At 69.9% G+C, this 23,962-nt stretch carries 21 protein-coding genes and 1 pseudogene; 14 read left to right on the plus strand and 8 right to left on the minus strand.

Annotated elements, in window-relative coordinates:
• Together QR77_RS49130 and QR77_RS26355 are read right to left on the minus strand one after the other, a co-directional pair.
• A pseudogene (locus tag QR77_RS49130) lies at nucleotides 1-236 on the minus strand (hypothetical protein); the annotation flags it as partial.
• A gap of 114 nt (nucleotides 237-350) precedes the next feature.
• Entirely contained in the window at nucleotides 351-1,562 is a 1,212-nt protein-coding gene (locus tag QR77_RS26355; protein WP_040024558.1) for a pyridoxal phosphate-dependent aminotransferase, read from the minus strand.
• A 209-nt stretch (nucleotides 1,563-1,771) separates the two neighbouring features.
• Here QR77_RS26355 and QR77_RS26360 point away from each other — a divergent pair, with 209 nt between their 5' ends.
• The 3 genes from QR77_RS26360 to QR77_RS26370 are packed head-to-tail and all read left to right on the plus strand — an operon-like array spanning nucleotide 1,772 to nucleotide 4,643.
• Complete coding sequence (locus QR77_RS26360; protein ID WP_052489074.1) at nucleotides 1,772-2,653, plus strand: CPBP family intramembrane glutamic endopeptidase; 882 nt, start codon at nucleotides 1,772-1,774, stop codon at nucleotides 2,651-2,653.
• The gene (locus QR77_RS26365) at nucleotides 2,650-4,035 is read left to right on the plus strand and encodes a sensor histidine kinase (RefSeq protein ID WP_078877158.1); all 1,386 of its coding nucleotides are present in this window, start codon (nucleotides 2,650-2,652) and stop codon (nucleotides 4,033-4,035) included. The genes QR77_RS26360 and QR77_RS26365 overlap by 4 nt, the downstream gene beginning before the upstream one ends.
• On the plus strand, nucleotides 3,999-4,643 hold the full coding sequence (locus QR77_RS26370; protein WP_040024559.1) for a response regulator transcription factor: 645 nt from the start codon (nucleotides 3,999-4,001) through the stop codon (nucleotides 4,641-4,643). The genes QR77_RS26365 and QR77_RS26370 overlap by 37 nt, the downstream gene beginning before the upstream one ends.
• Nucleotides 4,644-4,673: 30 nt before the next feature.
• On the opposite strand, the gene QR77_RS26375 is transcribed toward QR77_RS26370, so the two are convergent.
• Nucleotides 4,674-5,570: a polysaccharide deacetylase family protein gene (locus QR77_RS26375; protein ID WP_078877160.1), complete on the minus strand. Its 897-nt coding sequence runs from the start codon at nucleotides 5,568-5,570 to the stop codon at nucleotides 4,674-4,676.
• Nucleotides 5,571-5,800: 230 nt separating this feature from the next.
• Here QR77_RS26375 and QR77_RS26380 point away from each other — a divergent pair, with 230 nt between their 5' ends.
• Nucleotides 5,801-6,703, plus strand: coding sequence for a hypothetical protein (locus QR77_RS26380; RefSeq protein WP_040024560.1), 903 nt, complete (start codon nucleotides 5,801-5,803; stop codon nucleotides 6,701-6,703).
• Nucleotides 6,704-6,755: 52 nt separating this feature from the next.
• On the opposite strand, the gene QR77_RS26385 is transcribed toward QR77_RS26380, so the two are convergent.
• The 3 genes from QR77_RS26385 to QR77_RS26395 form a co-directional block, all read right to left on the minus strand.
• Entirely contained in the window at nucleotides 6,756-7,490 is a 735-nt protein-coding gene (locus tag QR77_RS26385) for a cytochrome c biogenesis protein CcdA (RefSeq protein ID WP_040024561.1), read from the minus strand.
• A gap of 805 nt (nucleotides 7,491-8,295) precedes the next feature.
• Nucleotides 8,296-9,930, minus strand: coding sequence for a D-aminoacylase (locus tag QR77_RS26390; protein ID WP_040028694.1), 1,635 nt, complete (start codon nucleotides 9,928-9,930; stop codon nucleotides 8,296-8,298).
• 26 nt (nucleotides 9,931-9,956) lie between these two features.
• A complete protein-coding gene (locus QR77_RS26395; RefSeq protein WP_078877162.1) occupies nucleotides 9,957-11,291 on the minus strand; it encodes an alanine racemase in 1,335 nt (444 codons plus the stop codon).
• A 119-nt stretch (nucleotides 11,292-11,410) separates the two neighbouring features.
• Between QR77_RS26395 and QR77_RS26400 the strand changes: the two genes are divergently transcribed.
• The 5 genes from QR77_RS26400 (at nucleotide 11,411) to QR77_RS26420 (ending at nucleotide 16,959) form a co-directional block, all read left to right on the plus strand.
• The gene (locus QR77_RS26400) at nucleotides 11,411-12,466 is read left to right on the plus strand and encodes a sugar kinase (RefSeq protein WP_269084364.1); all 1,056 of its coding nucleotides are present in this window, start codon (nucleotides 11,411-11,413) and stop codon (nucleotides 12,464-12,466) included.
• Nucleotides 12,463-13,224, plus strand: coding sequence for an IclR family transcriptional regulator (locus QR77_RS26405; protein ID WP_040024564.1), 762 nt, complete (start codon nucleotides 12,463-12,465; stop codon nucleotides 13,222-13,224). The genes QR77_RS26400 and QR77_RS26405 overlap by 4 nt, the downstream gene beginning before the upstream one ends.
• A complete protein-coding gene (locus tag QR77_RS26410) occupies nucleotides 13,221-13,640 on the plus strand; it encodes a RidA family protein (RefSeq protein ID WP_040024565.1) in 420 nt (139 codons plus the stop codon). The genes QR77_RS26405 and QR77_RS26410 overlap by 4 nt, the downstream gene beginning before the upstream one ends.
• A 323-nt stretch (nucleotides 13,641-13,963) precedes the next feature.
• Nucleotides 13,964-15,433, plus strand: a complete 1,470-nt coding sequence (locus QR77_RS26415; RefSeq protein ID WP_040024566.1) for a gluconate:H+ symporter — start codon at nucleotides 13,964-13,966, stop codon at nucleotides 15,431-15,433.
• A gap of 152 nt (nucleotides 15,434-15,585) precedes the next feature.
• On the plus strand, nucleotides 15,586-16,959 hold the full coding sequence (locus tag QR77_RS26420; RefSeq protein ID WP_052489075.1) for an Nramp family divalent metal transporter: 1,374 nt from the start codon (nucleotides 15,586-15,588) through the stop codon (nucleotides 16,957-16,959).
• Between the two features lie 75 nt (nucleotides 16,960-17,034).
• On the opposite strand, the gene QR77_RS26425 is transcribed toward QR77_RS26420, so the two are convergent.
• Together QR77_RS26425 and QR77_RS26430 are read right to left on the minus strand one after the other, a co-directional pair.
• Nucleotides 17,035-18,075: a chitinase gene (locus tag QR77_RS26425; protein ID WP_040024567.1), complete on the minus strand. Its 1,041-nt coding sequence runs from the start codon at nucleotides 18,073-18,075 to the stop codon at nucleotides 17,035-17,037.
• 280 nt (nucleotides 18,076-18,355) lie between these two features.
• Entirely contained in the window at nucleotides 18,356-20,077 is a 1,722-nt protein-coding gene (locus QR77_RS26430) for a glycoside hydrolase family 18 protein (protein ID WP_040024569.1), read from the minus strand.
• 281 nt (nucleotides 20,078-20,358) lie between these two features.
• Here QR77_RS26430 and QR77_RS26435 point away from each other — a divergent pair, with 281 nt between their 5' ends.
• The 5 genes from QR77_RS26435 to QR77_RS49135 form a co-directional block, all read left to right on the plus strand.
• Nucleotides 20,359-21,240 (plus strand): hypothetical protein, encoded by an 882-nt coding sequence (locus QR77_RS26435; protein ID WP_173476354.1) that lies wholly within the window; start codon nucleotides 20,359-20,361, stop codon nucleotides 21,238-21,240.
• Between the two features lie 63 nt (nucleotides 21,241-21,303).
• Nucleotides 21,304-22,014, plus strand: coding sequence for a Flp pilus assembly protein CpaB (gene cpaB / locus QR77_RS26440; RefSeq protein ID WP_040024570.1), 711 nt, complete (start codon nucleotides 21,304-21,306; stop codon nucleotides 22,012-22,014).
• A 7-nt stretch (nucleotides 22,015-22,021) separates the two neighbouring features.
• On the plus strand, nucleotides 22,022-23,275 hold the full coding sequence (locus QR77_RS26445; protein ID WP_040024571.1) for an AAA family ATPase: 1,254 nt from the start codon (nucleotides 22,022-22,024) through the stop codon (nucleotides 23,273-23,275).
• Nucleotides 23,276-23,290: 15 nt separating this feature from the next.
• Nucleotides 23,291-23,716 (plus strand): TadE family protein, encoded by a 426-nt coding sequence (locus QR77_RS26450; protein WP_078877165.1) that lies wholly within the window; start codon nucleotides 23,291-23,293, stop codon nucleotides 23,714-23,716.
• The coding region (locus QR77_RS49135; RefSeq protein ID WP_040024572.1) for a TadE/TadG family type IV pilus assembly protein at nucleotides 23,713-23,962 on the plus strand (250 nt) is incomplete at its 3' end. The genes QR77_RS26450 and QR77_RS49135, both read left to right, overlap by 4 nt.

Consider the following 23,962-nt stretch of genomic DNA (forward strand, 5'->3'; position numbering starts at 1 on the left):
TCGGCGGGTTCCTCGCCGGCGGGTGCGGCATCGCGCAGCGGCGCGGTGCCGCGCAGCCGGGTGATCTCCCGGACGATCCGTTCGGCGGCCTCCGCCAGACCCAGCTCATCGGTCACGGCGAGGAGGCCGGAGAAGTGTCCGGCGAGCTGGATGTCCAGCTCCTCCCCGCGGGTCCGGTGGGGAAAGTCGGCGTCGGCGACCGAGTGGACCGATTTGCTGCGGATCGGTTCGTACATGGGACGGCCTCCTGCGCGTGGGACAGGAAACCATCCTACATTGGATTCAGTCTAAAGTTGAGTGGAGTCGTGATCGGGATCTGTTTGAGATGTCGGGAGCGCTCATGCGCGTGCTCACGGCTGTGAGTAACCGTCCAGGAAGGACCCGATCCTGGTCACCGCGTCGGTCAGGTCCTGCACGGTCGGCAGCGTCACGATCCGGAAGTGGTCGGGCTCCGGCCAGTTGAAGCCCGTACCGTGCACCACCATGATCTTCTCGGCCCGCAGCAGGTCGAGCACCATCTCGCGGTCGTCCTTGATCTTGTAGACCTTCGGATCGAGCCGGGGGAAGAGGTACAGGGCGCCCTTCGGCTTGACGCACGTCACCCCCGGGATCCGCGTCAGCAGCTCGTACGCCGTGTCCCGCTGCTCCAGAATCCGGCCGCCGGGCAGCACCAGGTCCTGGATCGACTGCCGGCCGCCGAGCGCCGTGGCCACCGCGTGCTGCGAGGGCATGTTGGCGCACAGCCGCATATTGGCCAGGATCGTCAGGCCCTCGATGTACGAGGCGGCGTGCGCCTTGGGCCCGCAGACCGCCATCCAGCCCGAGCGGAAGCCGGCCACCCGGTAGTTCTTCGAGAGCCCGTTGAAGGTGAGCACCAGCAGATCGGGCGCGAGGGCGGCGGTCGGGGTGTGGGTCGCTCCGTCGTACAGGATCCGGTCGTAGATCTCGTCCGAGCAGACGATCAGATTGTGCCTGCGGGCGATCTCCGTGAGCCCGGTCAGCATCTCGTCGCTGTATACGGCGCCCGTGGGGTTGTTCGGGTTGATGATCACGATCGCCTTGGTGCGGTCCGTGATCTTGCGCTCGATGTCCGTCAGGTCCGGCATCCAGTCGGCCTGCTCGTCGCACCGGTAGTGCACCGCCGTACCGCCCGCCAGCGACACCGACGCCGTCCACAGCGGATAGTCGGGGGCGGGTACGAGCACCTCGTCGCCGTCGTCGAGCAGCGCCTGCATCGACATCTGGATCAGCTCGGAGACGCCGTTGCCGAGGTAGATGTCCTCGACATCCAGCTCGATGCCCTTGGTCTGGTAGTGCTGCATCACCGCGCGCCGCGCGGACAGCAGCCCCTTCGCGTCGCCGTACCCGTGCGCGTTCCCGATGTTCCGCAGGACGTCCTCAAGGATCTCCGGCGGACACTCGAAGCCGAAGGCCGCGGGGTTGCCGGTGTTGAGCTTGAGGATGCGGTGGCCTGCTGCCTCCAGCCGCATCGCCTCGTCGAGGACCGGGCCCCGGATCTCGTAACAGACGTTGGCGAGCTTTGTCGACTGGATGACCTGCATGGCGGCCACCTTACGGCCGTGTAACCGAGGGTGCGTCGTGTTGTTCCCCACGTTGGTCCTCTTGTGTGACCGAGATGCGCCGGCGGAGGGGGTGCGCAAAAGTGCACCCCCGGGCTGCGGCTGGCCGCAATGTGCCGCGCGCGGATCACGGACATCGTCAAGGGGTGCCGACCGGAGAGGCCGGGCGGGCGTGGTCACGAGGGGGAGAGATGGCGAACGCCGTACGGGAGGCACCGGCCGTTGCCGGGAGCGGGAACGGGAGCGCAGTCGGGGTCACGAGCGCGAGGGCAGGCGGCTTCTGGCGGACGGTGGTGGTGTTCACGGTCGCCACCTGGCTGGCCGCCGGCGCGCTGCTCGTCCTCCAGCCCGCGCTCCACCTGAACCCGGAACTGCTGATGCTGACGCAGTTCGGACCGAGCGCCGGTGTGCTCGTGGTGGTCGTGCTGCGCCGCCGGGCGAGTCGGGCCCTGCCGTACGGGGCTCCCGCCGCGCCCGCCCTCGCCCCCGTCCTCGTATCGCTGCGGCCGACCCGGCAGGTGCTCGCGCGCTGCGCCGCCGGCGCCGGGCTCCTTGCCGCGCTGTTCGGGCTCTGCCTGGGCGGGCTCGCCCTCGGGGGCCGGCCGCCGCACCTCACGAGCCCCGGCTCGGTCGCCGGGCCCTTCTGGCTCCTCGCCGCACTGCAGTGGATCGGCGCCTGTGGCGAAGAGCTGGGCTGGCGTGCTTTCCTGCAACGGCACCTGGAGAGCCGGTACTCGACTCTGCTCTCCGCTGTCGTGGTGGGACTTCTCTGGGGGACATGGCATGTGGAGTACTACGGATTCGGCGCCGCCTTCTTCGCGGCCTTCATGGTGATGACCGTGGCGCTCTCGGTGATCCTCGGTGTCCTGGTCAAGGGGGCGGGCGCCGGAGCGCTGCTGGTGGCGGGCACGTTCCACTGGCTGGTGAACCTCGGCATCCTCCTGCTGCTCGACTTCGAGCGGGGAAACCTCGTCAACATGGCGTCGCTCGCCGCCTGCGCGGTGGTCGTCGCACTCGGGGTACGGGGATACGAGCGCGGCCTCGAAGGACGACGCGGGAGGGCCACCGTATGAACGCGCCGACGGACAGCCCCACGGCGACTCCCACGGACGTTCCGGCGGGCGCCCAGGCTGATGGCCACGCTGCTGGCCAGGCGAACGCCCAGGTCAACGCCCGCCCCCGCGCGGCCTTCCTCGCCGCCCCCGGACGCGGCCTGCTCCTCTTCCTCCTCTCCTTCCGCGCCGCGCTGATCGCCCTGCTCATGGCGGCGGCCGGATGCCTGCTCGCCGTCGTCGCGGGCGTCTACGTACTGCCGACGGCCACCGCCTCGCTCCGGCGGACCGCCGCCGCCGCCCGCTCGTACGCGCTCCGCTGGAGCGGCCGGACCATCCCCGAGCCGTACAGCCCCGAGTCGGCGGCGGCACCCGGGCCCGGCTTTCGCGGGCGCCTCCGGCACAACCTGGCGCTGCTGCGCGACCCCGCCACCTGGCGCGACCTCGCCTGGTCCGTCGCCGAGCCGTGCGTCGGCGGCTGGCTCGCGCTCCTGCCCGCCGGTCTGGTGGTCTACGGCGTCTTCGGCGCCCTGGTCCAGCCGTTCGTCTGGCGCCCGATCGACCGGGCGGGCGGCAGCAACTGGTACACGTTCATCCATGTGCACACGACGGGTACGGCGCTGCTCGCCGTCCCGATCGGTGTCGCCCTGATCGCCGCCGGGTTCGCGGTCGGCCCCGCGGTGCTCCGCCGCCACGCCCGCTGGACGGCGAGCCTGCTCGCCCCCACCCGTACCGCCCGGCTGGAGCGCCGGGTCAGCCACCTCACCGGCACCCGCGCCGATGCCACCGACACCCAGGCCGCCGAGCTGCGCAGGATCGAACGCGACCTGCACGACGGCGCGCAGGCGCGGCTGGTCGCGATGGGCATGACCATCGACAACGCCGAGCAGCTCCTCGGCACCGACCCGGAGGCCGCCAGGGCGCTGCTGGTCACCGCGCGCGAGACCAGCTCCAAGGCGCTGGCGGAGATGCGCGACCTCGTACGCGGGATCCATCCGCCGGTGCTCGCCGACCGGGGCATCGCCGACGCGGTGCGCGCCCTCGCCCTCGACACGATGCTGGACGTCGAGGTGAGCGCCGACCTCCCGGGCCGGCCCCCGGCGCCGATCGAGTCGGCGGCGTACTTCGCGATCAGCGAGCTGCTCACCAACGCCGCCAAGCACAGCGGCGCGAGCCGCGTGGACATCGCCGTCGGAAACCGGGACGGTCTGCTCACCGCCGAGGTCACCGACAACGGCCGTGGCGGCGCCGACGCCTCGGCCGGCGGCGGCCTGCGCGGTGTCGCGCGGCGGCTGGCCACCTTCGACGGAACCCTCGCCATCGACAGTCCGGGCGGCGGCCCGACCACCATCCACCTGGAGATCCCGTGCGCGTTGTCCTCGCCGAGGACCTCTTCCTCCTGAGGGACGGGCTGGTCCGCACCCTCGCCGAGAACGGCTTCGACGTCGTGGCGGCCGTCGACTCGGGCCCCTCGCTGCGCAAGGCGCTGATCGACCACCGGCCCGACGTGGCGGTCGTCGACGTACGGCTGCCGCCGTCGTTCACCGACGAGGGCCTCCAGGTGGCGCTGGAGGCGCGCCGGCGGACGTACGGGCTGCCGGTGCTGGTGCTCTCGCAGTACGTCGAGCAGCTCTACGCCCGGGAGTTGCTCGCCGACGGCGCGGGGGCCGTCGGGTATCTGCTCAAGGACCGGATCTCCAACAGCGCGCAGTTCGTCGACGCGGTCACCCGGGTCGCCGGGGGCGGGACGGTGATGGATCCCGTCGTCATCGCGAAGCTGCTCTCGCGCGGGGACGCGCGGGGGCGCACCACGTCGCTGAGCCCCCGGGAGCACGAGGTGCTGGAGCTGATGGCCGAGGGCCGCTCGAACGCGGCGATCTGCCAGCGTATGAACATCACAGCGAGCGCCGTCACCAAACACACGGCGAGCATCTTCGGCAAGCTCCAACTGCCGCCGTCGGACGACGACAACCGGCGCGTGCTCGCCGTACTGGCCTACCTCAACCGCTGAGCGGCCCCGGCGACTTCACCGCCGGCCGTGTCACCGCACCGGAAAGCTGAAGGAGTAGCCGTGCTGGCGCAGCCACGGCAGGAGCTTCTTCAGTGCCGCGGCCGTCTGCGAACGGTCGCCGCCGCCGTCGTGGAAGAGCACCGTCGGGCCGTTGCTCAACTCCCCCTGGACGGTGGCCAGGATGGTGGGGACGCCGGGCCGCTCGAAGTCCTTGGAGTCGACGTTCCAGCCCAGCGGGCGCATGCCCGCGTGGGCGGCGAGCTGCCGGCTGTACGGGGTGAAGGCGCCGCCCGGCGCCCGGTAGTACATCGGCTTGACGCCGCCGGACGCCTGCTCGATCTGGTGCGCGGCCTTGAGGATCTGGTCCTTCTGGTACGACTGGGACCGGTGGTCCATCGCCGTGTTGTGCGTGACGGTGTGGTCGCACAGCCGGTGGCCGCCGGCCAGCACCTTCTTGACGAGGTCGGGGTGGGCCGCCGCCTGCGGGCCGATCATGCAGAAGGTCGCCTTGACGCCGTTCTTCTTGAGGATCTTGAGGATACGGGGGGTCCAGACCGGGTCGGGGCCGTCGTCGACGGTGATGTTGACGCCCTTGCCGCCGCCCTCCGCCGCGTGTGCGATGTCCATGCTCACCAGCGGCGGGGGCTGGTGCGGGTCGGGGGTGGAGGTCTCCTGCGGCAGCGGCGACGGCGGAGCTGAGGGATCCGTCCGCTGCTGCCGGCCCGCCGAGCCCTTGCCGTCCGACACGGCGGCGTTGTGGGACCCGTCGGCCCGCTGCCCACCGCAACCGGCGAGCAGCGCGACGCAGGCCAGAACGGCGACGGTCGCGCCCGCCCGTACGCTGCCGACCGGCCGACTGCTCCTGGTGTGCCCGGTGTTCCTGCTGCCCCCGCCGCCCTTGACGTCCTTGCCGCCTCTGCGCGCCATGTCCCCACCGCTCCCGTGTCGTGCCCGCCGCTGCCCACTGCCGCGTAGTCACTTTCGGGGAGGGAGACGAGTGAAAGGGCGCCGAGGATCCATTCCTCACAGGATGCTCATAAGTTCGGGGGACCCTGACCGGCCCAAGGGCTGTCAGAGGGGCACGGCAGAATCCGGGGAGCTGCTGGGAGATGCCCCGCACCGCTGAGTGTTTCGGCCTGTGCCGAGACGGAGGTCCCATGTCGTATCCGAAGCTTCCGGTGCCCGCGCCCGGCGAAGTGCTGCTCGTCTCCACCTGTTACGAAGAGGACAAGCCCCGGTGGGACGAGGTCCTCGGCGCCCTCGGCGGGCGGCGGGACGGGGACGTGGTCACCCTTGACGACGGCGGGGCCCGGCTCCGCCTCGCCGAGCATCCCCGGTGGGACTTCCTCCACGGCGGGAACTTTCCCGCGCTGCTGCCGGAGGACGGTGAGGTGCCGCCGCTCGTCGCCCTCGCGGACCTCTCCGCCGTGTACGGCGCCGGGGCGGTGCTGCTGGTGGACCTGAAGGTGATCCCCGGGCGGGGAGTACGCGTCCCGGCGGACGCGCTGGGCCGCGTACTGGCACAACTGCTGGACGGCTCGCTCCACTTCGACGAACTCGTGCGCGGCATGGACCGGAACGGTTACTACCCGAGCCCCTGGGACGAACCGGCGATATCCGTACCGACGACGGTGGTCCGCGCCTCGTATCCGCCGCTGCCCGCCACCGAAATGACCCTGCTGGTCCGCACCGACTTCACCGACGACGCGAGCTGGCACGCCCTCATGGAGGCGCATGGCAAGCTTCCCAAAAACGGCGGCGACGACGAATTCGACCTCGAATTCCAGTTGGAGTCCCTCGTCGTCGACGACCGCGAGTTCGAGCATCTCCAGCCCGGACAGGTACCCGCCCTGGTGCCCCCAGAGGAGCACACCATCATGGTCGCGCTCGCCGACGCCGAGACCATGGCGGACCCGAAGCACCCGCTGTTCGTGGTGGACCTGTACGACACCCCGGGCCAGGCGACCCGCGTTCCCCTCGTCGAAGCCGGACTGATGGCCGTCAACCTGGAGATCGCCAACATGGACTTCTCCGACTTCGTGGACATGGAGTTCGAGTAGCCCATGCGGCTCGTGCGGCTCGTGCTTGTGCGGTCGGACGGCGCGCGGGCCGTCAGAAGCCGGTGGTGAAGCCGGCCGACCAGGACTGGGTGGTCGAGATGACCTGTTCCCAGACCCCTGTCACCAGCAGGAGCCCTACGGCGACCAGCATGCCCCCGCCGAGCCGCATCACCCACACGTAGTGCCCCTTGACCCAGGAAAAGGCGCTGAGTGCTTGTCGCAGCACCACTGCGGCGACCAGGAAGGGCAGCCCCAGGCCCAGGCAGTAGACGCAGGTGAGCACGGCGCCCCGGGCCGCGCTGGCTTCGGCGAAGGCCAGCGCGTTCACGGCAGCGAGTGTGGGTCCGGAGCAGGGCGTCCAGCCGAGTCCGAACAGTGCTCCGAGGAACGGCGCGCCGACGATCCCGAGCCTGGGGCGGTAGTGAAATCGGAATTCCCGCTGACCAAATCGGATGACTCCAGAAAAGGCCAGCCCCGCCAGGATCGTGAACGCTCCCATGGCCCGGGAAAGGACTTCCCGGTGTACCAGGAGCGTGTCTCCGAAATAGCCGAAAAGCGCTCCGGTGGAAACGAACACCACGGTGAACCCGAGGACGAACAGGGCGCTCCCCGCCAGTGTCCTGCTGCGCCTGCCCTGCGTGGCGTCCGTGCCTCCGAGGCCGGTCACATAGCCCAGATAGCCGGGGACCAGCGGCAGGACGCAAGGGGAGAAGAACGAAACCAGCCCGGCGAGGAAAGCGATGGGCAGGGCGATTGCCAGACCGCCGCTAAGGACGGTTTCGTTCACAGCGTCTCCCGGGCCTCCGGGGCCGTCCGACGGCGCGCACTCGCGTCGGCGGAACGGCCGAATCTACCGAGGAGGCTACCTCTCATCAACCGGGCCGGTGTACAGGAAGATGGGTGACTTGAAACGTTAATAGGAATATGTTATTTGCGAGGGGGGCGTTTTGTGGCTACTCGGGGGTTGGGTTGGTGCTGGAATGAAAGAAACAGAATAGAAAACGCCGACAGGTGGCAGGGTTGATTGATTAGGGAAAAGGTGACGCTTTGTTCGAGGCGACCTCGCTATCTTTATGGGGGGAGGTGGATGGGTTCCGTACGTCGTATGATCCCGCCCCTGCCCGTACTCGCTCACGGGAAAAGGGTGGAGAGATGAACGGAACGTTCAGGGCCGTCTCTGTCGCAGTGGCGACTGTGCTCGCTGTTGTGTTACCGACCGGTGAGGCGGCCGCCGCGAGCAGGCACAAGGAATGCGCCAGCGGTTCGGTGTGCGGGCTGGTCGTCGACAAGTATCCGGGCGGCAAGCTGTCCTACTCCATCGACATCACCGGTTCACAATCCCTGGAGGTGGCATATGCCGTGACGCTTAACGGAAATCAGAAGTGCGGCGGGCGGGTCAAGATCAACGCGTCCGTGAAGAAGACGTCCTGCGGTGGTCTCGGCAAGGGAAGCTCAAGATCGTCATGCCGGTGTATTTCGGTCATGAGTCCACGATCGTGGCTTCCTGGTACGGCTGAGGCAACTCAACCTGGGCTTCCGTACCGGCGGAGCTTCGCCGGGTGCCGGTTGTCGGGTGCCGGGCGCTGGCCCCGTCACTCTCCCCGTCGTACCGAGCGGCCCGCCAGCGTGTTCGTGCGTCGGCCGTCCTCGATCACGAAGCGGCCGTCGATCAGTACGTGCGGGATGCCCACCGGGAGGGTGCGCGGCGCTGCGAAGGTGGAGCCGGCGGCGACCGTGTCCGGGTCGAACAGCACCAGGTCCGCGCGGTAGCCCTCGCGGATCAGGCCGCGATCCTTCAGCCGCAGCCGGGCCGCCGGGCGGCCGGTCAGGTGGGCGACGCACTCCTCCAGGGACAGCACGCCCAACTCCCGGGTGTACTGGCCCAGATAGTGCGGGAACGTCCCGTAGGAGCGCGGGTGCGGCTTGGTGCCCTGGAGGATGCCGTCGCTGCCGCCCGTGTGGACGCGGTGGCGCATGATCCGGCGGACGTTGTCCTCGTGGCCCACGTGCTGGATGATCGACGATCCCAAGTTGTCGGCGAGCAGCAGCCGGTGGGCCGTCGTCCAGGGCTGTTCGCCCGCGCGCGCCGCCGTCTCGGCGATCGTCGCGCCCACATACGCGGAGAGTTCGGGGGACTCGGGGGAGGAGACGCCCGAGATCTCGATCGTGTCCCACTCCATCGGCACACCGTGGCAGCCGTCGGAGCCGATGACCTCCACATGGTGGCGGATCTTCTCGGCCGTCGCCGGGTCCCGCAGGCGTTCCAGAGTCGCTTCGGGGCCTCCCTCGTTCGCCCAGCTCGGGAGCATCGCGGCGAGCGTCGTGGCGCCGGGGGTGTACGGGTATGTGTCGAGCGAGATGTCGGCGCCCGCGTCCAGCGCTCCGTCGAGGAGGGCGAGCAATTCTGGCGCCCTGCCCTCGTTCACGCCGAAGTTCATGGTGGCGTGGGCGAGATGGAGGGCGCAGCCGGCGTTCCGGGAGAGGGTCACCATCTCCTCGTACGCCTGGAGCGCGCCGGCGCCGTACGAGCGGTGGTGCGGGCAGTAGTAGCCGTCGTGGTGCGCCACCACCCGGCACAGCTCGGTGAGTTCGGCGTCGTCCGCGTACATGCCCGGCGTGTAGGTCAGGCCGGACGACATGCCGACGGCGCCCTGTTCCATCGATTCGGCGACGAGTCGCTTCATCCGGGTGAGTTCGGCGTCCGTCGCCGGGCGGTCGTCCCAGCCGACCGCGTACATCCGGAGCGTGCCCTGCGGGATCAGATACGCCGCGTTGACCGCGATGCCACGCCCGTCGAAACCCTGGCCCTCGAAGCCCCGGTCGAGGCGGTCCAGGTACTCGCCGACCGTCCGCCAGTCGAAGTCGATGTCCGAACCGTCGCCGTTCCAGCCGGTGATCGTCTTGCGCACCTCGGCCAGCGTCGCGTCGTCCACCGGCGCGTACGACAGGCCGTCCTGGCCGATCACCTCCAGCGTCACGCCCTGCGCGGCCTTCGCCGAGTGGTCGGGGTCGCGCAGCAGCGCGAGGTCGCTGTGCGCGTGCATGTCGATGAAGCCGGGGGACAGGGCGAGGCCCCCGGCGTCGAGGACGCGCGCGCCGGACAGCCTCGGCGCGCCGGACTCCCGGCGGACGGCGGCGATACGGCCGTCGCTCACGCCCACGTCGGCGCGGTACGACGCCTCGCCCGTACCGTCGACGACGCGCACGTCCCGGACGACGAGATCCAGATCCGTAGCCATGATCGGGGGCCCTCTCAGAAGAACGTACGGATGAGGTCGGTGACCGTGCCGTCCGCCTCGACCAGTGGGATGAGCTGCCACTTGTCGAACGACGTGCAGGGGTGCGAGAGCCCCATCCCGACCCAGTCGCCGACCTCCAGCTCGGCTTCGGGCGTCGTCGTCAGCCAGCCGTGCTGGTCGGAGAGGCCCGTGACCGTGATGCCGGCCGCCGGGCGGATCTCCCCGCTGCGGGCGTCGCGTACGACCTGCGCCTCGGGCAGGTCCAGGTCGTAAGCGGCGTCCCTTTTACCGGCGTTGACGAACGCCTGAGTGGCGGAGGGGCGCGAGACGACCTGCGCCCAGAGCCGGAACCCGGCGTGCAGCGCACCCTCCTCGGGGACCCGGTTGAACGGGGTGAGGTGGCGGTAGTGGCCGTCGTCGTGCGAGACGTACGCGCCCGAGCGCAGCAACTTGCACACGGGCAGCGACAGTTCGGGGATCTCGGCGAACACATCGGCCACCGCGTCGAACCAGGCGCTGCCGCCCGCGCTGATCACGATCTCCCGCGCACCTGCGAACCGTCCGGCGGCGTCGAAGTCGGCGGCCAGGGAGGTGAGCCGGCGCAGCCAGCCGCGCACGCTCGGGCCGTCGGCCCCCGGCACCTCTCCCTCGTACCCGGCGACACCCGTCAGCCGCAGGGTGGTTACGGCCGCGACCGCGTCGGCGACGGCGGCGCAGTCGGCTTCCGTACGCGCTCCGGTACGGGCGCCCTCACCGGCGCCGAGTTCGACCACGACCTCGACGGGGCGGGTGGCGCCGGCCGCGCGCAGCGCCTCGTCCATCAACTCGACGCCGCGCACGGAGTCGACGTAACAGAGGAACCGGAAGGCCGGGTCGCGGTTCAGCTCGGCGGCGAGCCGGCGCAGCGCGACCGCGTCGACCAGCTCGTTGGCGAGGAAGATCCGCTCGATGCCGAACGCGCGGTAGACGCGCACCTGATGGGGGACGGCCGCCGTGATGCCCCAGGCGCCGTGGGCGAGTTGGCGGGCGAAGAGCTGCGGGGACATGGAGGTCTTGCCGTGCGGGGCGAAGGCCAGCCCGTGCCGCTCCGCGTACGTCTCCAACAGGGCCAGGTTGTGCGCGACGGACTCGGCGGAGAGCGCGAGGACAGGGGTGGTGAAGCCCCCGGTGAACAGGTCGCGGCGCTCGGCGGCGAACGCGCCCACCGTCATGCCCTCGGCATCCGGCGGCAGGCCCTTGAAACGGTGGTCGAGGCGCTCGTCGCCGAGCTGTGCGTACGTCGTTCGACCGTCGCTCACAGGGACTCCCTCATATCCGTCGTTGCAACATCTGCAACACCCATTGCGCATATCGCTGACCGCTGTCTAACATCCGAGCCGATGTCGGGTCAATGGTGGCCCCCACCGGCCCCGCTCTCCCGGCGGGCCCGAGCAGGCAGAGGAGCACCGGAGTGACCGGAACCGTAGAGGTGGACACCCCCACCCCCGTGGATGTCGTCTGCCTCGGTGAGTCCATGGTCACTTTCCTGCCCTCGCGCCCCGGCCGGCTCGCCGACGTGCCGTCCTTCGCCCGCACCATCGGCGGCGCCGAGTCCAATGTCGCCTGCGCCCTGGCCGCTGCCGGACACCGTGTGAAGTGGGTGAGCCGGGTCGGCGCCGACGGCTTCGGCGACCACCTGGTGGACGCCGTCGGCGCGTACGGGGTCGACACCACGGGCGTACGCCGCGACCCGGACCGTCCCACCGGCATCTACTTCCGTACCGCGAACGACCGCTCGGGCGCCGCCCACGAGGTCGTCTACTACCGCGCGGGCTCGGCCGCCTCCGCGATGTCGCCGGCCACCGTGGCGCCTGAGGACGTCGCCTCGGGGCGTGTCCTGCACCTGTCGGGGATCACGCCCGCGCTCTCCGACGACTGCCTTGCCCTGACCCGCGAGCTGCTCCGGCCACGGGAGGGGCGTCCCCTGGTCTCCTTCGACATCAACCACCGGCCGGCGCTGTGGCGCGAGGCGGCCGGCGCGCGCGTGCTGCTGGAGCTGGCCAGGGGCGCCGACTTGGTCTTCGTCGGCGAGGACGAGGCCGAGGAGGCCTGGGGACTGCGCGGCGCCGAAGCGATCCGTGCCGCGCTGCCCGAGCCGACGACGCTGGTGATCAAGCGCGGAAGCGCGGGCGCCGTGGTGCACAGCCGAGAGGCGTCCGGGGCCGCTGGGACGACGGTTGGCGGCGCCGACACCGTCACCAGCGTGCCCGCCCTGCGGGTCGACGTCGTCGCACCCGTCGGCGCCGGCGACGCCTTCGCCGCCGGGTTCCTCTCGGCGACCCTGCGGGGCCTGCCCGTCGAGGCCCGGCTCCGGCACGGCCACCTCATGGCGGCGGCGGTCCTCACCGTCCCCGCCGACCTCGGCACGCCGCCCTCGCGCGCACACGCCGACCGGCTGGCGGCACTCGACCCCGAGGCCTGGGAGACACTTCGTCTCGGCCCCGGCTGGACGGCGGCCCCGGAGCAGGAGGCAGTAACCCCATGAGCCAGACGGTCGACCGAGCGCTGACCATCCTTCCGCTGCTCGCCCAGGGCCCCGCCGACCTCGGGCAGGTCGCCGAGCGGCTGGGCGTGCACAAGTCGACCGCGCTGCGGCTGCTGCGTACGCTCCACGACCACGGGCTCGTCTACCGCCAGCAGGACGGACGTTACCGCCTCGGCGCCCGGCTCTTCGCGCTCGCCCAGGAGGCCGTCGAGAACCTCGACGTACGGGAGATCGCCCACCCGCACCTGCTCGCGCTGCACGAGCGCTGCGGCCACACCATCCATCTCGCGGTGTACGAGGAGCACGAGGTCCTCTACATCGACAAGGTCGAGAGCCGCTACCCGGTCCGGATGTACTCGCGGATCGGCAAGCCGGTCGCCATCACCGTCGCCGCCGTGGCCAAGCTGCTCCTGGCCGACCTGCCGGAGGCCGAGCGCCGCGCACTCGCCGGACGCCTCGACTACCCCATGTACACGCCCCGTTCGACCCCCGACGCCGCCGCTTTCCTCAAGGAGCTGGCGACCGTACGCGAACAGGGCTGGGCCACCGATCTCGGTGGTCACGAGGAGTCCATCAACTGCATCGGCGCGCCCATCCGCGGCGCGGAAGGACGTGCCGTAGCGGCCATGTCGGTGTCGGCGCCGAACGTCGTCGTCACCGCCGAGGAACTCCTCACCCTGCTCCCGCTGTTGCGCCGCACAGCCGACGCCATCAGCAGGGAGTACTCCGGCAACACCCCTACCAAGGAAGCTTCATGAGCGACAGCACCCCCAAGACCGCGCTGACCCCGGCCACTCACACCGCGCCGCCCGCGAAGTTCTCGCACGGCGTCCGCAAGGGGAACATCCTCCAGGTCGCCGGACAGGTCGGCTTCCTCCCGGCGGTCGAAGGCCAGGCCCCGACGCCCGCGGGCCCCTCGCTGCGCGAGCAGACGCTCCAGACCCTCGCCAACGTCAAGGCGATCCTGGAGGAGGGCGGCGCGAGCTGGGACGACGTGATGATGATGCGCGTCTACCTCACCGACACCGGCCACTTCGCCGAGCTGAACGACATCTACAACACGTACTTCGGCGAGCAGGGACTGAAGGAAGCCCCCGCCGCCCGTACAACCGTGTATGTGGGCCTGCCCAAGGGCCTGCTCATCGAGATCGACGCGCTCGCCGTCCTCGGCTGAGCCCCCTGAACCAGCCCTGACCACCCCCGACCGGGCGCCCGCCGAGCCGGGCGCCCCGAGCTGAGCAGTTGATGCTGAGCAGTCGATACCGAACAGTCGATGCCGAGCAGTCGATGCCGAGCAGTTGATTCGAAAGGCTCCGCACCGCTGAATCCGTTGCTCCGTACGCGGCTTCGTACCCACCCCTTGCTCCGACCCCACCCCCGATCCCACCCTCTACGGACAGCGCGGCGCCACAGCGGCGGCGCCGCCGCCCGACGGTTCCTCCATGCCCCGATCCCCCCAACCGCTCTCCCCACGCCCAGAACAAGAGGTCCCCCACCATGCTGCTCGCTGCTGACGCACCACCGCCCCCGGCCCACACAGGTGGCCTGCTGCTCCTCATCGGCGGAACCCCCGGCCTGCTCATCGTCGCCGCGCTCGGGATCCTGCTGCTGCTCTTCCTGATCATCAAGGTCAGGCTCCAGCCCTTCGTGGCCCTGCTCGGCGTCTCCATAGCCGTCGGCCTCGGGGCGGGACTCTCCGTCACGGAACTCTTCGGCACGGTCCAGAACTCCGACGCCGTCTCGATGATCGAATCCGGTCTCGGCGGCATCCTCGGGTCGGTCGCGATCATCATCGGGCTCGGCACCATGCTCGGTTCGATACTCGAAGTCTCTGGCGGCGCCGAGGTGTTGAGCGCCCGGCTGCTGAAACTCTTCGGTGAGAAGCGCGGCCCGCTCGCCATGGGCGTCACCGGTGTCCTCTTCGGTATCCCGGTCTTCTTCGACGTCGGCATCTTCGTCCTCGCGCCCATCGTCTACGCGGCCACCAAGCGCTCCGGCAAGTCGATCGTGCTGTACGCGATGCCACTGCTCGCGGGCCTCTCGATGACCCACGCCTTCCTGCCTCCGCACCCGGGCCCCGTCGCCGCCGCCGGACTCTTCCACGTGGACCTCGGCTGGATGATCCTGATGGGTGCCTGCGTCGGTGTCCCGTCCGTGCTCATCTCGTGGATCTACGCGTCCTGGATCGGCAAGCGCGTCATCGTCGAGGTACCGCAGGACATGGTGGAGGCGGCGGAGGAAGCCAAGGAGTCGGTCGCCGCCGAGCAGCGCGCCGAAGGCGTACAGCCGCAGGAGAAGCCCGTCCCCTTCGCCACGGTCCTCACGATCATCGGCGTCCCGCTGATCCTGATCCTGCTGGCGACGTTCTCCTCCATCGCGCTGGACCCCTCGACCTTCCGGTCCGTCCTGGAGTTCTTCGGCAACCCGTTCGTGGCGCTGACGATCGCGCTGTTCCTCTCCTACTACCTGCTCGGCATCCGCCGCGGCTGGTCCCGCAAGGCCCTGGAGCGGGTCTCCACCTCCTCGCTCAAGCCGATCGGCAACATCCTGCTGGTCGTCGGCGGTGGCGGCATCTTCGGCGCGGTCCTCAAGGGCAGCGGTATCGCGGACGCGCTCGCCGACACCTTCCACAACATCGGCCTGCCGATCATCGTGGCGTCGTACCTGATCTCGCTGGTGCTGCGGGTCGCGCAGGGTTCGGCGACGGTCGCGATCGTCACCACCGCGGGCATCGTGGTCCCGCTGGTGCAGGGCCAGGACTTCTCGCAGGGCCACCTCGCGCTGATCGTGATGGCGATCTCGGCGGGCTCGGTCTTCGCCTCGCACGTCAACGACGGCGGTTTCTGGATGATCTCGAAGTACTTCGGGATCTCGGAGCGCGACACCCTGAAGTCGTGGACGGTGCTGGAGTCGGTCCTGTCGGTGGCGGGCTTCGCCGTCGCCGCCGTGCTCAGCCTGGTCATCTGAGTCGTACGAGTCATCCGCGTCATCTAGCGGTACGTATCCGCATACGGTGGGCGCCCCGGACCGAACGTCGGGGGCGCCCTCTTGCGCGATCACCGCCGTGCCCGCTTTGGTGACTCAGGTCACGTTCAAAGGCGAGCGGGAGGCGACACCGTATGGCGGACATCACGAGCACCGGAAGTGGCAGCGGTACCGGCACCGGCGGTGAAGCGGGTACGGACGCGGGCGCCGGTACGGCCGGGGACGTGGCGGTTTCCCGTCCCCGTAAGGCGAGTTGGAAGTACATCGGCCCCGGGATCGTCGTCGCGGCGACCGGCGTGGGCGCGGGCGACCTGGTCGCCACACTCATCGCGGGCAGCAAGTTCGGCTACACACTGCTGTGGGCCGCGGTCATCGGCTGCGTCGTCAAGATCTCCCTCGCCGAGGCGGCGGGCCGCTGGCATCTCGCCACCGGACACACCCTCTTCGAGGGCTGGCGCACCCTCGGCAGGTGGACCACCGTCTACTTCGCGATCTACGTCGTCATCTGGGGCTTCGTCTACGGCGCCACCGCCATGTCGTCGAGCGCGCTGCCGATCGTCGCGCTCTTCCCGGACGGGCCCGGACTGAAGACCTGGGCGGTGATCACCGGCCTGGTCGGCCTGGTCTTCGTCTGGTTCAACCGGTACGCGGTCTTCGAGAAGGTCATGACCGTACTGATCGGCATGAAGTTCCTGATCGTCGTGTACGTCGCGATCCGGGTCCTCCCCGACCTCGGCGCCGCGGTGGCGGGCCTGGCGCCGGTCCTGCCCGACGGCTCGGTCCTCTACACGCTCGGGCTGATCGGCGGCGTCGGCGGCACCATCACGATGGCCGCGTACGGCTACTGGGTCAACGCCAAGGGCTGGACCAACTCCCGCTGGATGAAGGTGATGCGGCTCGACAACCGCGTCGCCTACATCACCACGGGCTTCTTCGTCGTCGCGATGCTGATCATCGGCGCCGAGCTGCTGCACTCCTCGCACATCGCGCTCACCTCCGGCGACCGGGGCCTCATCGACCTCGGCACCATCCTGGAGGACCGCTTCGGCGCGGTCACGGCGAAGCTCTTCCTGATCGGCTTCTTCGCCACGTCCTTCGGCGCGCTGATCGGGGTGTGGCACGGCGTGAGCCTGATGTTCGCCGACTTCGTGGAGCGCCTCCAGCGCGACCGCAGGGGAGTGCCGGTCGAGGAGTCCACCGGTACGGTCGAGGAGGTCGCCGCCGGCAAGCGCGAGCGCTCGCTGCCGTTCAGGCTGTACCTGCTGTGGCTGACGTTCCCGCCGATCGTGCTGCTCTTCCTCGACCAGCCGTTCGGCCTGGTCGTCGCGTACGGCGTGCTGGGCGCGTTCTTCATGCCGTTCCTCGCGGTCACCCTGCTGTGGCTGCTCAACACGAGCCGTACGCCGTCGGAATGGCGCAACGGCATCCTGAGCAATGTGATGCTGACGGCGGGCGGCCTGCTCTTCGTCGTGCTGTGCGTGCAGCAGGTAAGGGACCTCTTCGCGTGATCCGTCAGGACGCGCGGCAGCGCCGCCGGGTGGGGTTCGGCGGCGCTGCCGGCCCTGTGGGGGGCTCGGGTACGGCTACAGGCCGTGGACGTGCGCTCCTACGGAGTCGGACCAGGCGTTGCCGGCCGCCGCGTCCCAGTTGGTCGACCAGGTCATGGCGCCCCGGATGCCCGGGTAGGTCCTGGAGGGCTTGAACGCACCGCAGTTGGTGCCCTTGGCGAGGCAGTCCAGCGCGTTGTTGACGACCGAGGGCGCGACATAGCCGCTGCCGGCGCCGCTCGCCGAGGCGGGCACGCCGATCCCCACCTGTGACGGGTCGAGGCCGCCTTCGAGCTGGATGCAGGCGAGCGCGGTGAGGAAGTCGACCGAGCCCTGCGAGTAGACCTGGCCGTCGCAGCCCAGCATCGAACCGCTGTTGTAGTACTGCATGTTGACGACGGTGAGGATGTCCTTGACCGCCAGCGCGGTCTTGAAGTACTCGCCCGACGTCGACTGCATGTCGATGGTCTGCGGTGCCATCGTCAGGACGAATCCCGAACCGGCCTTCGCCGCGAGCGACTTGAGCGCCTGCGACATGTACGTGGAGTTGAGGCCGTTCTCCAGGTCGATGTCGACGCCGTTGAACCCGTACTCCTGCATCAGCCCGTACACCGAGTTGGCGAAGGCGTCGGCGGAGGCGGAGTCGTTGACGGAGACCGTGCCGGTCTCGCCGCCGATGGAGATGACAACGGACTTGCCGGCGGCCTGCTTCGCCGCGACATCGGCCTTGAACTGGTCGGTGGTGTAGCCGCCGAGGCCCGCCGAGTCGACGCTGAAGGAGACCTCGCCCGGCTTGCCGGTGGCGGTGGCGAAGGCGACGGCGATGATGTCGTACTGGTCCTGCACATCGCCGAGGGTCTGGACGGTCGCGCCGTTGTTGAAGTCCTGCCAGTAGCCGGTGACGGCGTGGGCGGGAACGGCGGCCGGGGCGCTCGCGGCCCGCTGGGCCACCGGGGCGCTCGCGGCGCTCGGGGCGGTCACGGCGTTCGCCGCGGGCATCGCGAACCCGGCGGCGGCGAAGACGGCGACAGCGGCGAGTACGGCTTTCAGTGTGCGGGGTCGTGCTTTCCGGTGCACTGCATGGCCTCCGTGGGGGGAGAGTTCACACCGCGACACGCAGCGGACACACTGCGTGGAGGCACGGCATGTGGGGGGAATACGAGACGGTGGCCACCGCTGGACCTCCAAACTGGTCCAGACCATTGGCCTTGTCAAGGGCTCCGACGCGATCGCGCCCGGATCCCGGGTCGACCCCCTGAGCGCGGTCCCGAGCCGGATCCCCCGGTGATGACCGTGTGAGGCCCACGGCAGCGCCGCCGGGGGAGCGGCGGCGCTGCCGGTCGGAGGGCGTCCTCAGCTACGGCAGGCTGTGGACGTGCGGGCCCACCGCGTTGGACCAGGCGTTGCCGGCGGTGGCGTCCCAGTTGGTGGACCAGGTCATGGCGCCCCGGAGACCCGGGTAGGTCTTGGAGGGCTTGAACGAGCCGCAGTTGGTGCCCTTGGCGAGGCAGTCCAGTGCGTTGTTCACGATGGACGGGGCGACATAGCCGCTGCCCGCGCCCCGGGTGGAGGCCGGGACGCCGATGCCGACCTGCGACGGGTCGAGCCCGCCCTGGAGCTGGATGCAGGCGAGCGCGGTGATGAAGTCGACGGAGCCCTGCGAGTAGACCTTGCTGTCGCAGCCGAGCATCGAACCGCTGTTGTAGTACTGCATGTTGACGACGGTGAGGATGTCCTTGACCGCCAGCGCCGTCTTGAAGTACTCGGTGCCGGTGGACTGCATGTCGAGGGTCTGCGGCGCCATCGTGATGACCAGACCGGAGCCCGCCTTCGCCGAGAGCTGTCGCAGCGCCTTCGACATGTACGTGGAGTTGATGCCGTTCTCCAGGTCGATGTCGACGCCGCTGAAGCCGTACTCCTGCATCAGCGAGTAGGCGCTGTTGGCGAACGCGGTCGCCGAGGCGTCACTGTTGACGGCGACGCTGCCCGTCTCGCCGCCGACCGAGAGGATCACGGACTTGCCCGCGCTCTTCTTCGCCGCGATGTCCGCCTTGAAGTCGGCGACGGAGGCGTAGCCGACGGCCGGGTCGAGACTGAAGGCCAACTGTCCCGGTGTCGCGGTGGCGTTGGCGAACGAGACCGCGATGATGTCGTACTGCGAGGGCACGTCACGCAGCTTCTGGACGGTCGCGCCGTTGTTGAAGTTCTGCCAGTAACCGGTCAGCGCGTGCTTCGGCACCGAGGGGTTCCCCGGATTGCCGGGTGGGGTGCCCGTCGTCGCCGTCCTGACGTTGACCGTCGCCGACTTGGCCGACTCACCGGCCGAGTTGGTGGCGGAGACCTGGAACGCGTACGAGGTGTCGGCCGCGAGGCCCGAGACGGTCGAGGACGTCCCGCTCGCCGACTGGACCTTCGTACCCGCGCGGTAGACGTTGTAGCCCGTGGCGCCGGACACGGCACCCCAGTTGAGCGTCACCGACGACGACGTCACCGACCCGGCCGCGAGGCCGCCGGGCGTGGCAGGCACCTGCGGCGCTGGGTCGCTGCCCCCGCCGCCGTCGGGGCCGAGCACCGACAGGTCGTCGACGAAGTACGGCGCCTGGCCGTACCAGCCGGTCGTGTAGACGGTCACCGAACGGGTCGAGGCGCCGGTCCGGAAGCTGGTCGTGAGCTGCTTCCAGCCGGAGCTGTCCGGCGTCCAGGTCGACACATCGGTCGTACCCGTGCCCTCGGCGCCGAGGTACGTGTAACCGCCCTGCGCCCAGGCGCTCAGCGTGTACGTGGAGTTCGGCTGCACGGCGACGGCCTGCGTGCACTTGGCGTTGTCCTGCCCGGCGGGCGTACCCCGCAGGGCGGCGGCCCCGCCGTGGACCGGGGAGCCGACCGTGGCCCCGCTGCCCGCCGAGCAGGTCCAGTTGGCGAGGCCGGACTCGAAGCCCGCGTTCTTCGCGACGTTGATGTCCGCAGCCTGCGCGGTCCCGGTCAGCCCGGTGACGCTCAGCGCGCCGGCGGCGAGGACGGCGAGGGCCCCACCGATCCAGGTCCGCGCGGACCGTCTGCCACTTGGTGCACGTTCCACTTGTTGCCTCCGCTGGGGATTCGGGGATGGAGGTACGGGAGAGGGGAACGGTGGCCACCGTCGGGCGTAAAACTGGTCCAGACCAATCGAGTTGTCAAGACCTCTGACAGCACGTCGTATACACGGGGCGCGCCGACCGCTCCGTGTGCGCGTGGTTACTGACATCCGAAAAGTGTTCTCCGCACCGTAAGACGTCGATAAAGTGCTGGAGCACGAGCACGGGCAGGTAGTGATCTGCGGCCGCCGGGACTCCGGTGACCGGAGCCGAACGGGGAACCAGCGTGCCAACCGCTATTGCCGTCACCAGCCCGGATCTGGGCTTGAGTCCGACAGATCGGCAGACGCCGCCCGCGGCTCTGCTGTACCCCCCCGACGCCCAGCCGCTCGATGCCGCGCTCGCCGACATGCAGGTTCTGGTCGAACAGAACGGCTATGTCGTCGCCCTCTATCCGGCTTCCATCCCGGCCGCGCACGAACGCCGCCTGCACACCATGCGCTCGATGCTGGAGAGCGACCGTATCGCCCTGCTGAAAATAGATCTCCCACCGCTCGGGGTCGCCGTACTCGCCCGCCAGCTCAGGCAGTTGTCCATCTGCGACTTCAGCGCCGGGATCGTCGCCTCGTCGGCGAGACTGCTCTCCCACTACATCTACGCGGGGGCGCTGCTCGGCTCCGTCGCCCGGCTCGACCGGCTGCCCGTGAGCCTCAAGGCGCACGCCCGGTCCTGGGTCCCGGGATCGCAGTTCGGCGTGGTCGCCAACCCCGCGCCGCAGCTCGTCAAGATCGGCGACGGGCAGCTCACAGGGCCGGAGTTCGCCACTCAGCTCATCGTCGGAAAAGGGGCGTCGGAGCCCTCCGACTGGGTGACGAGGACGCTCGCCCCCGCCTGGCGTGTGCAGGGCGTCCAGGAGATCCCGCTGCCCGTCGACTCGCCCACCTGGTGGGGCACCTCCAGGATGACCGAGTTCGCCGCTTTCCTGGCGGACATCTCCATCCTCTACCAGTTGGTTTCGTCCGTCCGGCGAGAGGTGTGCTCCTGGTGCGGCGTCGAACTCATAGGGGACCGCTGCGGGTTCTGCTCCGCACCGCTCCAGCCCCCCGAGAACCCGCCCCGCGCGCGGCGCGCCCTCACCCAGGGCACGTCACCCCAGCGCGGCTCGTAACCGTCCGGTCCCGCCCCGCCCCCGCCAACTCGTCCCACGTCTTCGAACGAGGTCGCCCCGCTCATGAATTCACGGCAACGCCGCGGCGTCATAATCCTGCTTCTCTCGGTCCTCTGCGCCGTCGGCGCGTTCGTCGGCGTGCTCTCGGTCATAAGCGACGTGAATTCGAAGGTCGGACCCGAGGTGGCCGCTTACGAGCTGAAAGCGGATGTCGCGCCCTATACCCCGCTGCGGGCCGACCAGTTCAGGAAGACCGAGATGCCCAAGCGCTGGCTCTCCCCGAACGCCGTTACCGATCTTTCCGCGCTCAACGGAAAGGTCGCTGTCACCCGGCTCGAAAAGGGCTCGCTGCTCCAGGACGACATGATCGTGAAGCGTCCCGAACTCGCCCCGGACGAGCAGGAGATCGCCATCATGATCGACGCGGCGACCGGGGTCGCCGGAAAGATCACGCCGGGCTCCCTCGTCAATATCTTCGCGACCTTCGCCGCCGAGGGACAGAACGGGAAAGCCCAGTCCCGGATCATCGTCCCGAACGCGAAGGTCATCGACGTCGGCAAACTCACCGCGCTCCAGCCGGGCAACGACAACCGCACCGCGAACGCGATGCAGGAGGCCGTGCCGATCACCTTCGCCCTGAAGACGAAGGACGCCCAACGCGTCGCGTACGCCGAGTCCTTCGCCGAGCACGTACGGCTTGCCCTCCTCGCCGACGGCAGTACGACGACGCTGCGCCCCGGAGAGAGCACCTACACCCTCGAAGGGGACAAGTGACGACCGCATGACGACACGCATCCTTCCGGTGGTCGGTGACGCCGACGCCGCCCGGTCCCTCACCACGCTCCTCGCCCAACTCCCGGACGCGGAACCTGCCGCGCCCGTCGGCGACTCGACCTCGCTCATCGACACACTGGCGCGGCTCGCCTCAGGGTCCATCGAGGAACTGCCCGAAGTCGTCCTGGTGCACGAGCGGATCGGCCCCGTACCCGCGCTCGAACTGATCAGGGAAGTGGCCCTGCGCTTCCCCGCCATCGGCGTCATCCTCGTCACCGGCGACGCGGGACCCGGCCTGTTCGCCGCGGCGATGGACTCCGGCGCCCGGGGCCTGGTCGGCCTGCCCCTGTCGTACGAGGAACTCGCGCAGCGCGTCATCGCCGCCGCGGCCTGGTCGGTGGGCGTACGGCGCCATCTCGGCCAGGGCGCCGAGGTCTTCGCGGGCCCCGGCGGCACCGTCGTCACGGTCAGCGGCGCAAAGGGCGGGGTGGGCGTGACCCTGTCCGCCGTCCAACTGGCCCTCGCCGCCAACGCGTCGGGCATGAACACCGCGCTCGTCGACCTGGACCTCCAGGCCGGCGACATCGCCTCGTACCTCGATGTGCAGTTCCGCCGGTCGATCGTCGACCTGGCGTCCATCCAGGACATCTCGCCCCGGGTCCTCCAGGACGCGCTGTTCATCCACCACACCGGGATGGGGCTGCTGCTGGCGCCCGGGGAGGGGGAGCGCGGCGAGGAGGTCAGCGACCGTGCCGTACGGCAGATCATCAGCGCCCTGCGGCACCGCTACGACGTGGTGGTCATCGACTGCGGCGCGCAGATGAGCAGCGCGAACGCCGCCGCGATCGAGATGGCGGACACGACACTGCTGGTGACGACGCCGGACGTGATCTCCGTACGCGGCGCCAAGCGCATGGTCAGGCTCTGGGAGCGGCTCCAGATCCGCAAGGCGGAGGAGACAGTGACGGTGGTCAACCGGCACACCAGGACCACCGAGATCCAGCCGCCGCTGATCGAGCGGATCACCGGCACCCGGGTCTCGCGCTCGGTCATCCCCGCCAACTTCAAGGAGCTGCAATCCGTCGTGGACGCGGGCCGGGTGCAGGACCTGGAGGCCAAGTCGGCCGTGAAACAGGCGATGTGGGGTCTCGCCGGTGAACTGCGCCTGGTGAAGGCGGCGGAAGGCGCGGAGAGAACGGGCAAGCTCAAGGGCGACCGCGGATCGGCCGGGCTACGGCGCGGCCGCGGCCGGCAGACCTAGGAGGCGCGTTGAGCCATGGGCGTTCCAGGAACAGGTGTACGAAGATGGTGGCGGCGGGTACTCCGTACAAGTGAGTACGGCCGTGACGACCGGGGCCAGGCGGCGATCGAGTTCACCGGCATGGTCCCGATCATCCTGGCCACCATGGCGCTGCTCTGGCAGGCCACCCTCATCGGCTACACCTTCTCGCTCGCGGGCAACGCCGCCGACGAGGCGGTACGGGCGGGGACGGTGGGCGGCGCCGGAGCCTGCGCGGCCGCTGCCTCCAAGAACCTGCCCGGTGCCTGGAAGACCGGGGGCGTCACCTGTGGCGCCGACGGCGACCTCTACCGGGCCAGCGTGCCGCTGGAGATCCCGGTGCTCTTCCCGGGGTTCAACATCCCGGTCACTGTCACGGGGGAGGCGGCAGCCGCCAACGAGAACAAGGAGGGGGAGGGATGAGGAGGCGCACGCGGGGCGGAGAGCGGGGCTCGGGTTGGGGAGCCCGGTTAAGGGACGACCGGGGGCAGGCGGCGCTGGAGTACGTCGGGGTGATCACGCTGCTCCTCTTCGTCGCCCTGGCCGCGATCCAGCTCGGCATCGCCGCGTACGCGGTCCAGCAGGCGGGTACGGCGGCGCGCGCCGCCGCGCGTACCGCCTCGTACCCCGACCGGGACTACGCGGCGGCCGGCCGGGCCGCCATGAGCG

This window comes from Streptomyces sp. 150FB (genome assembly GCF_000818195.1).
GTDB lineage: Bacteria > Actinomycetota > Actinomycetes > Streptomycetales > Streptomycetaceae > Streptomyces.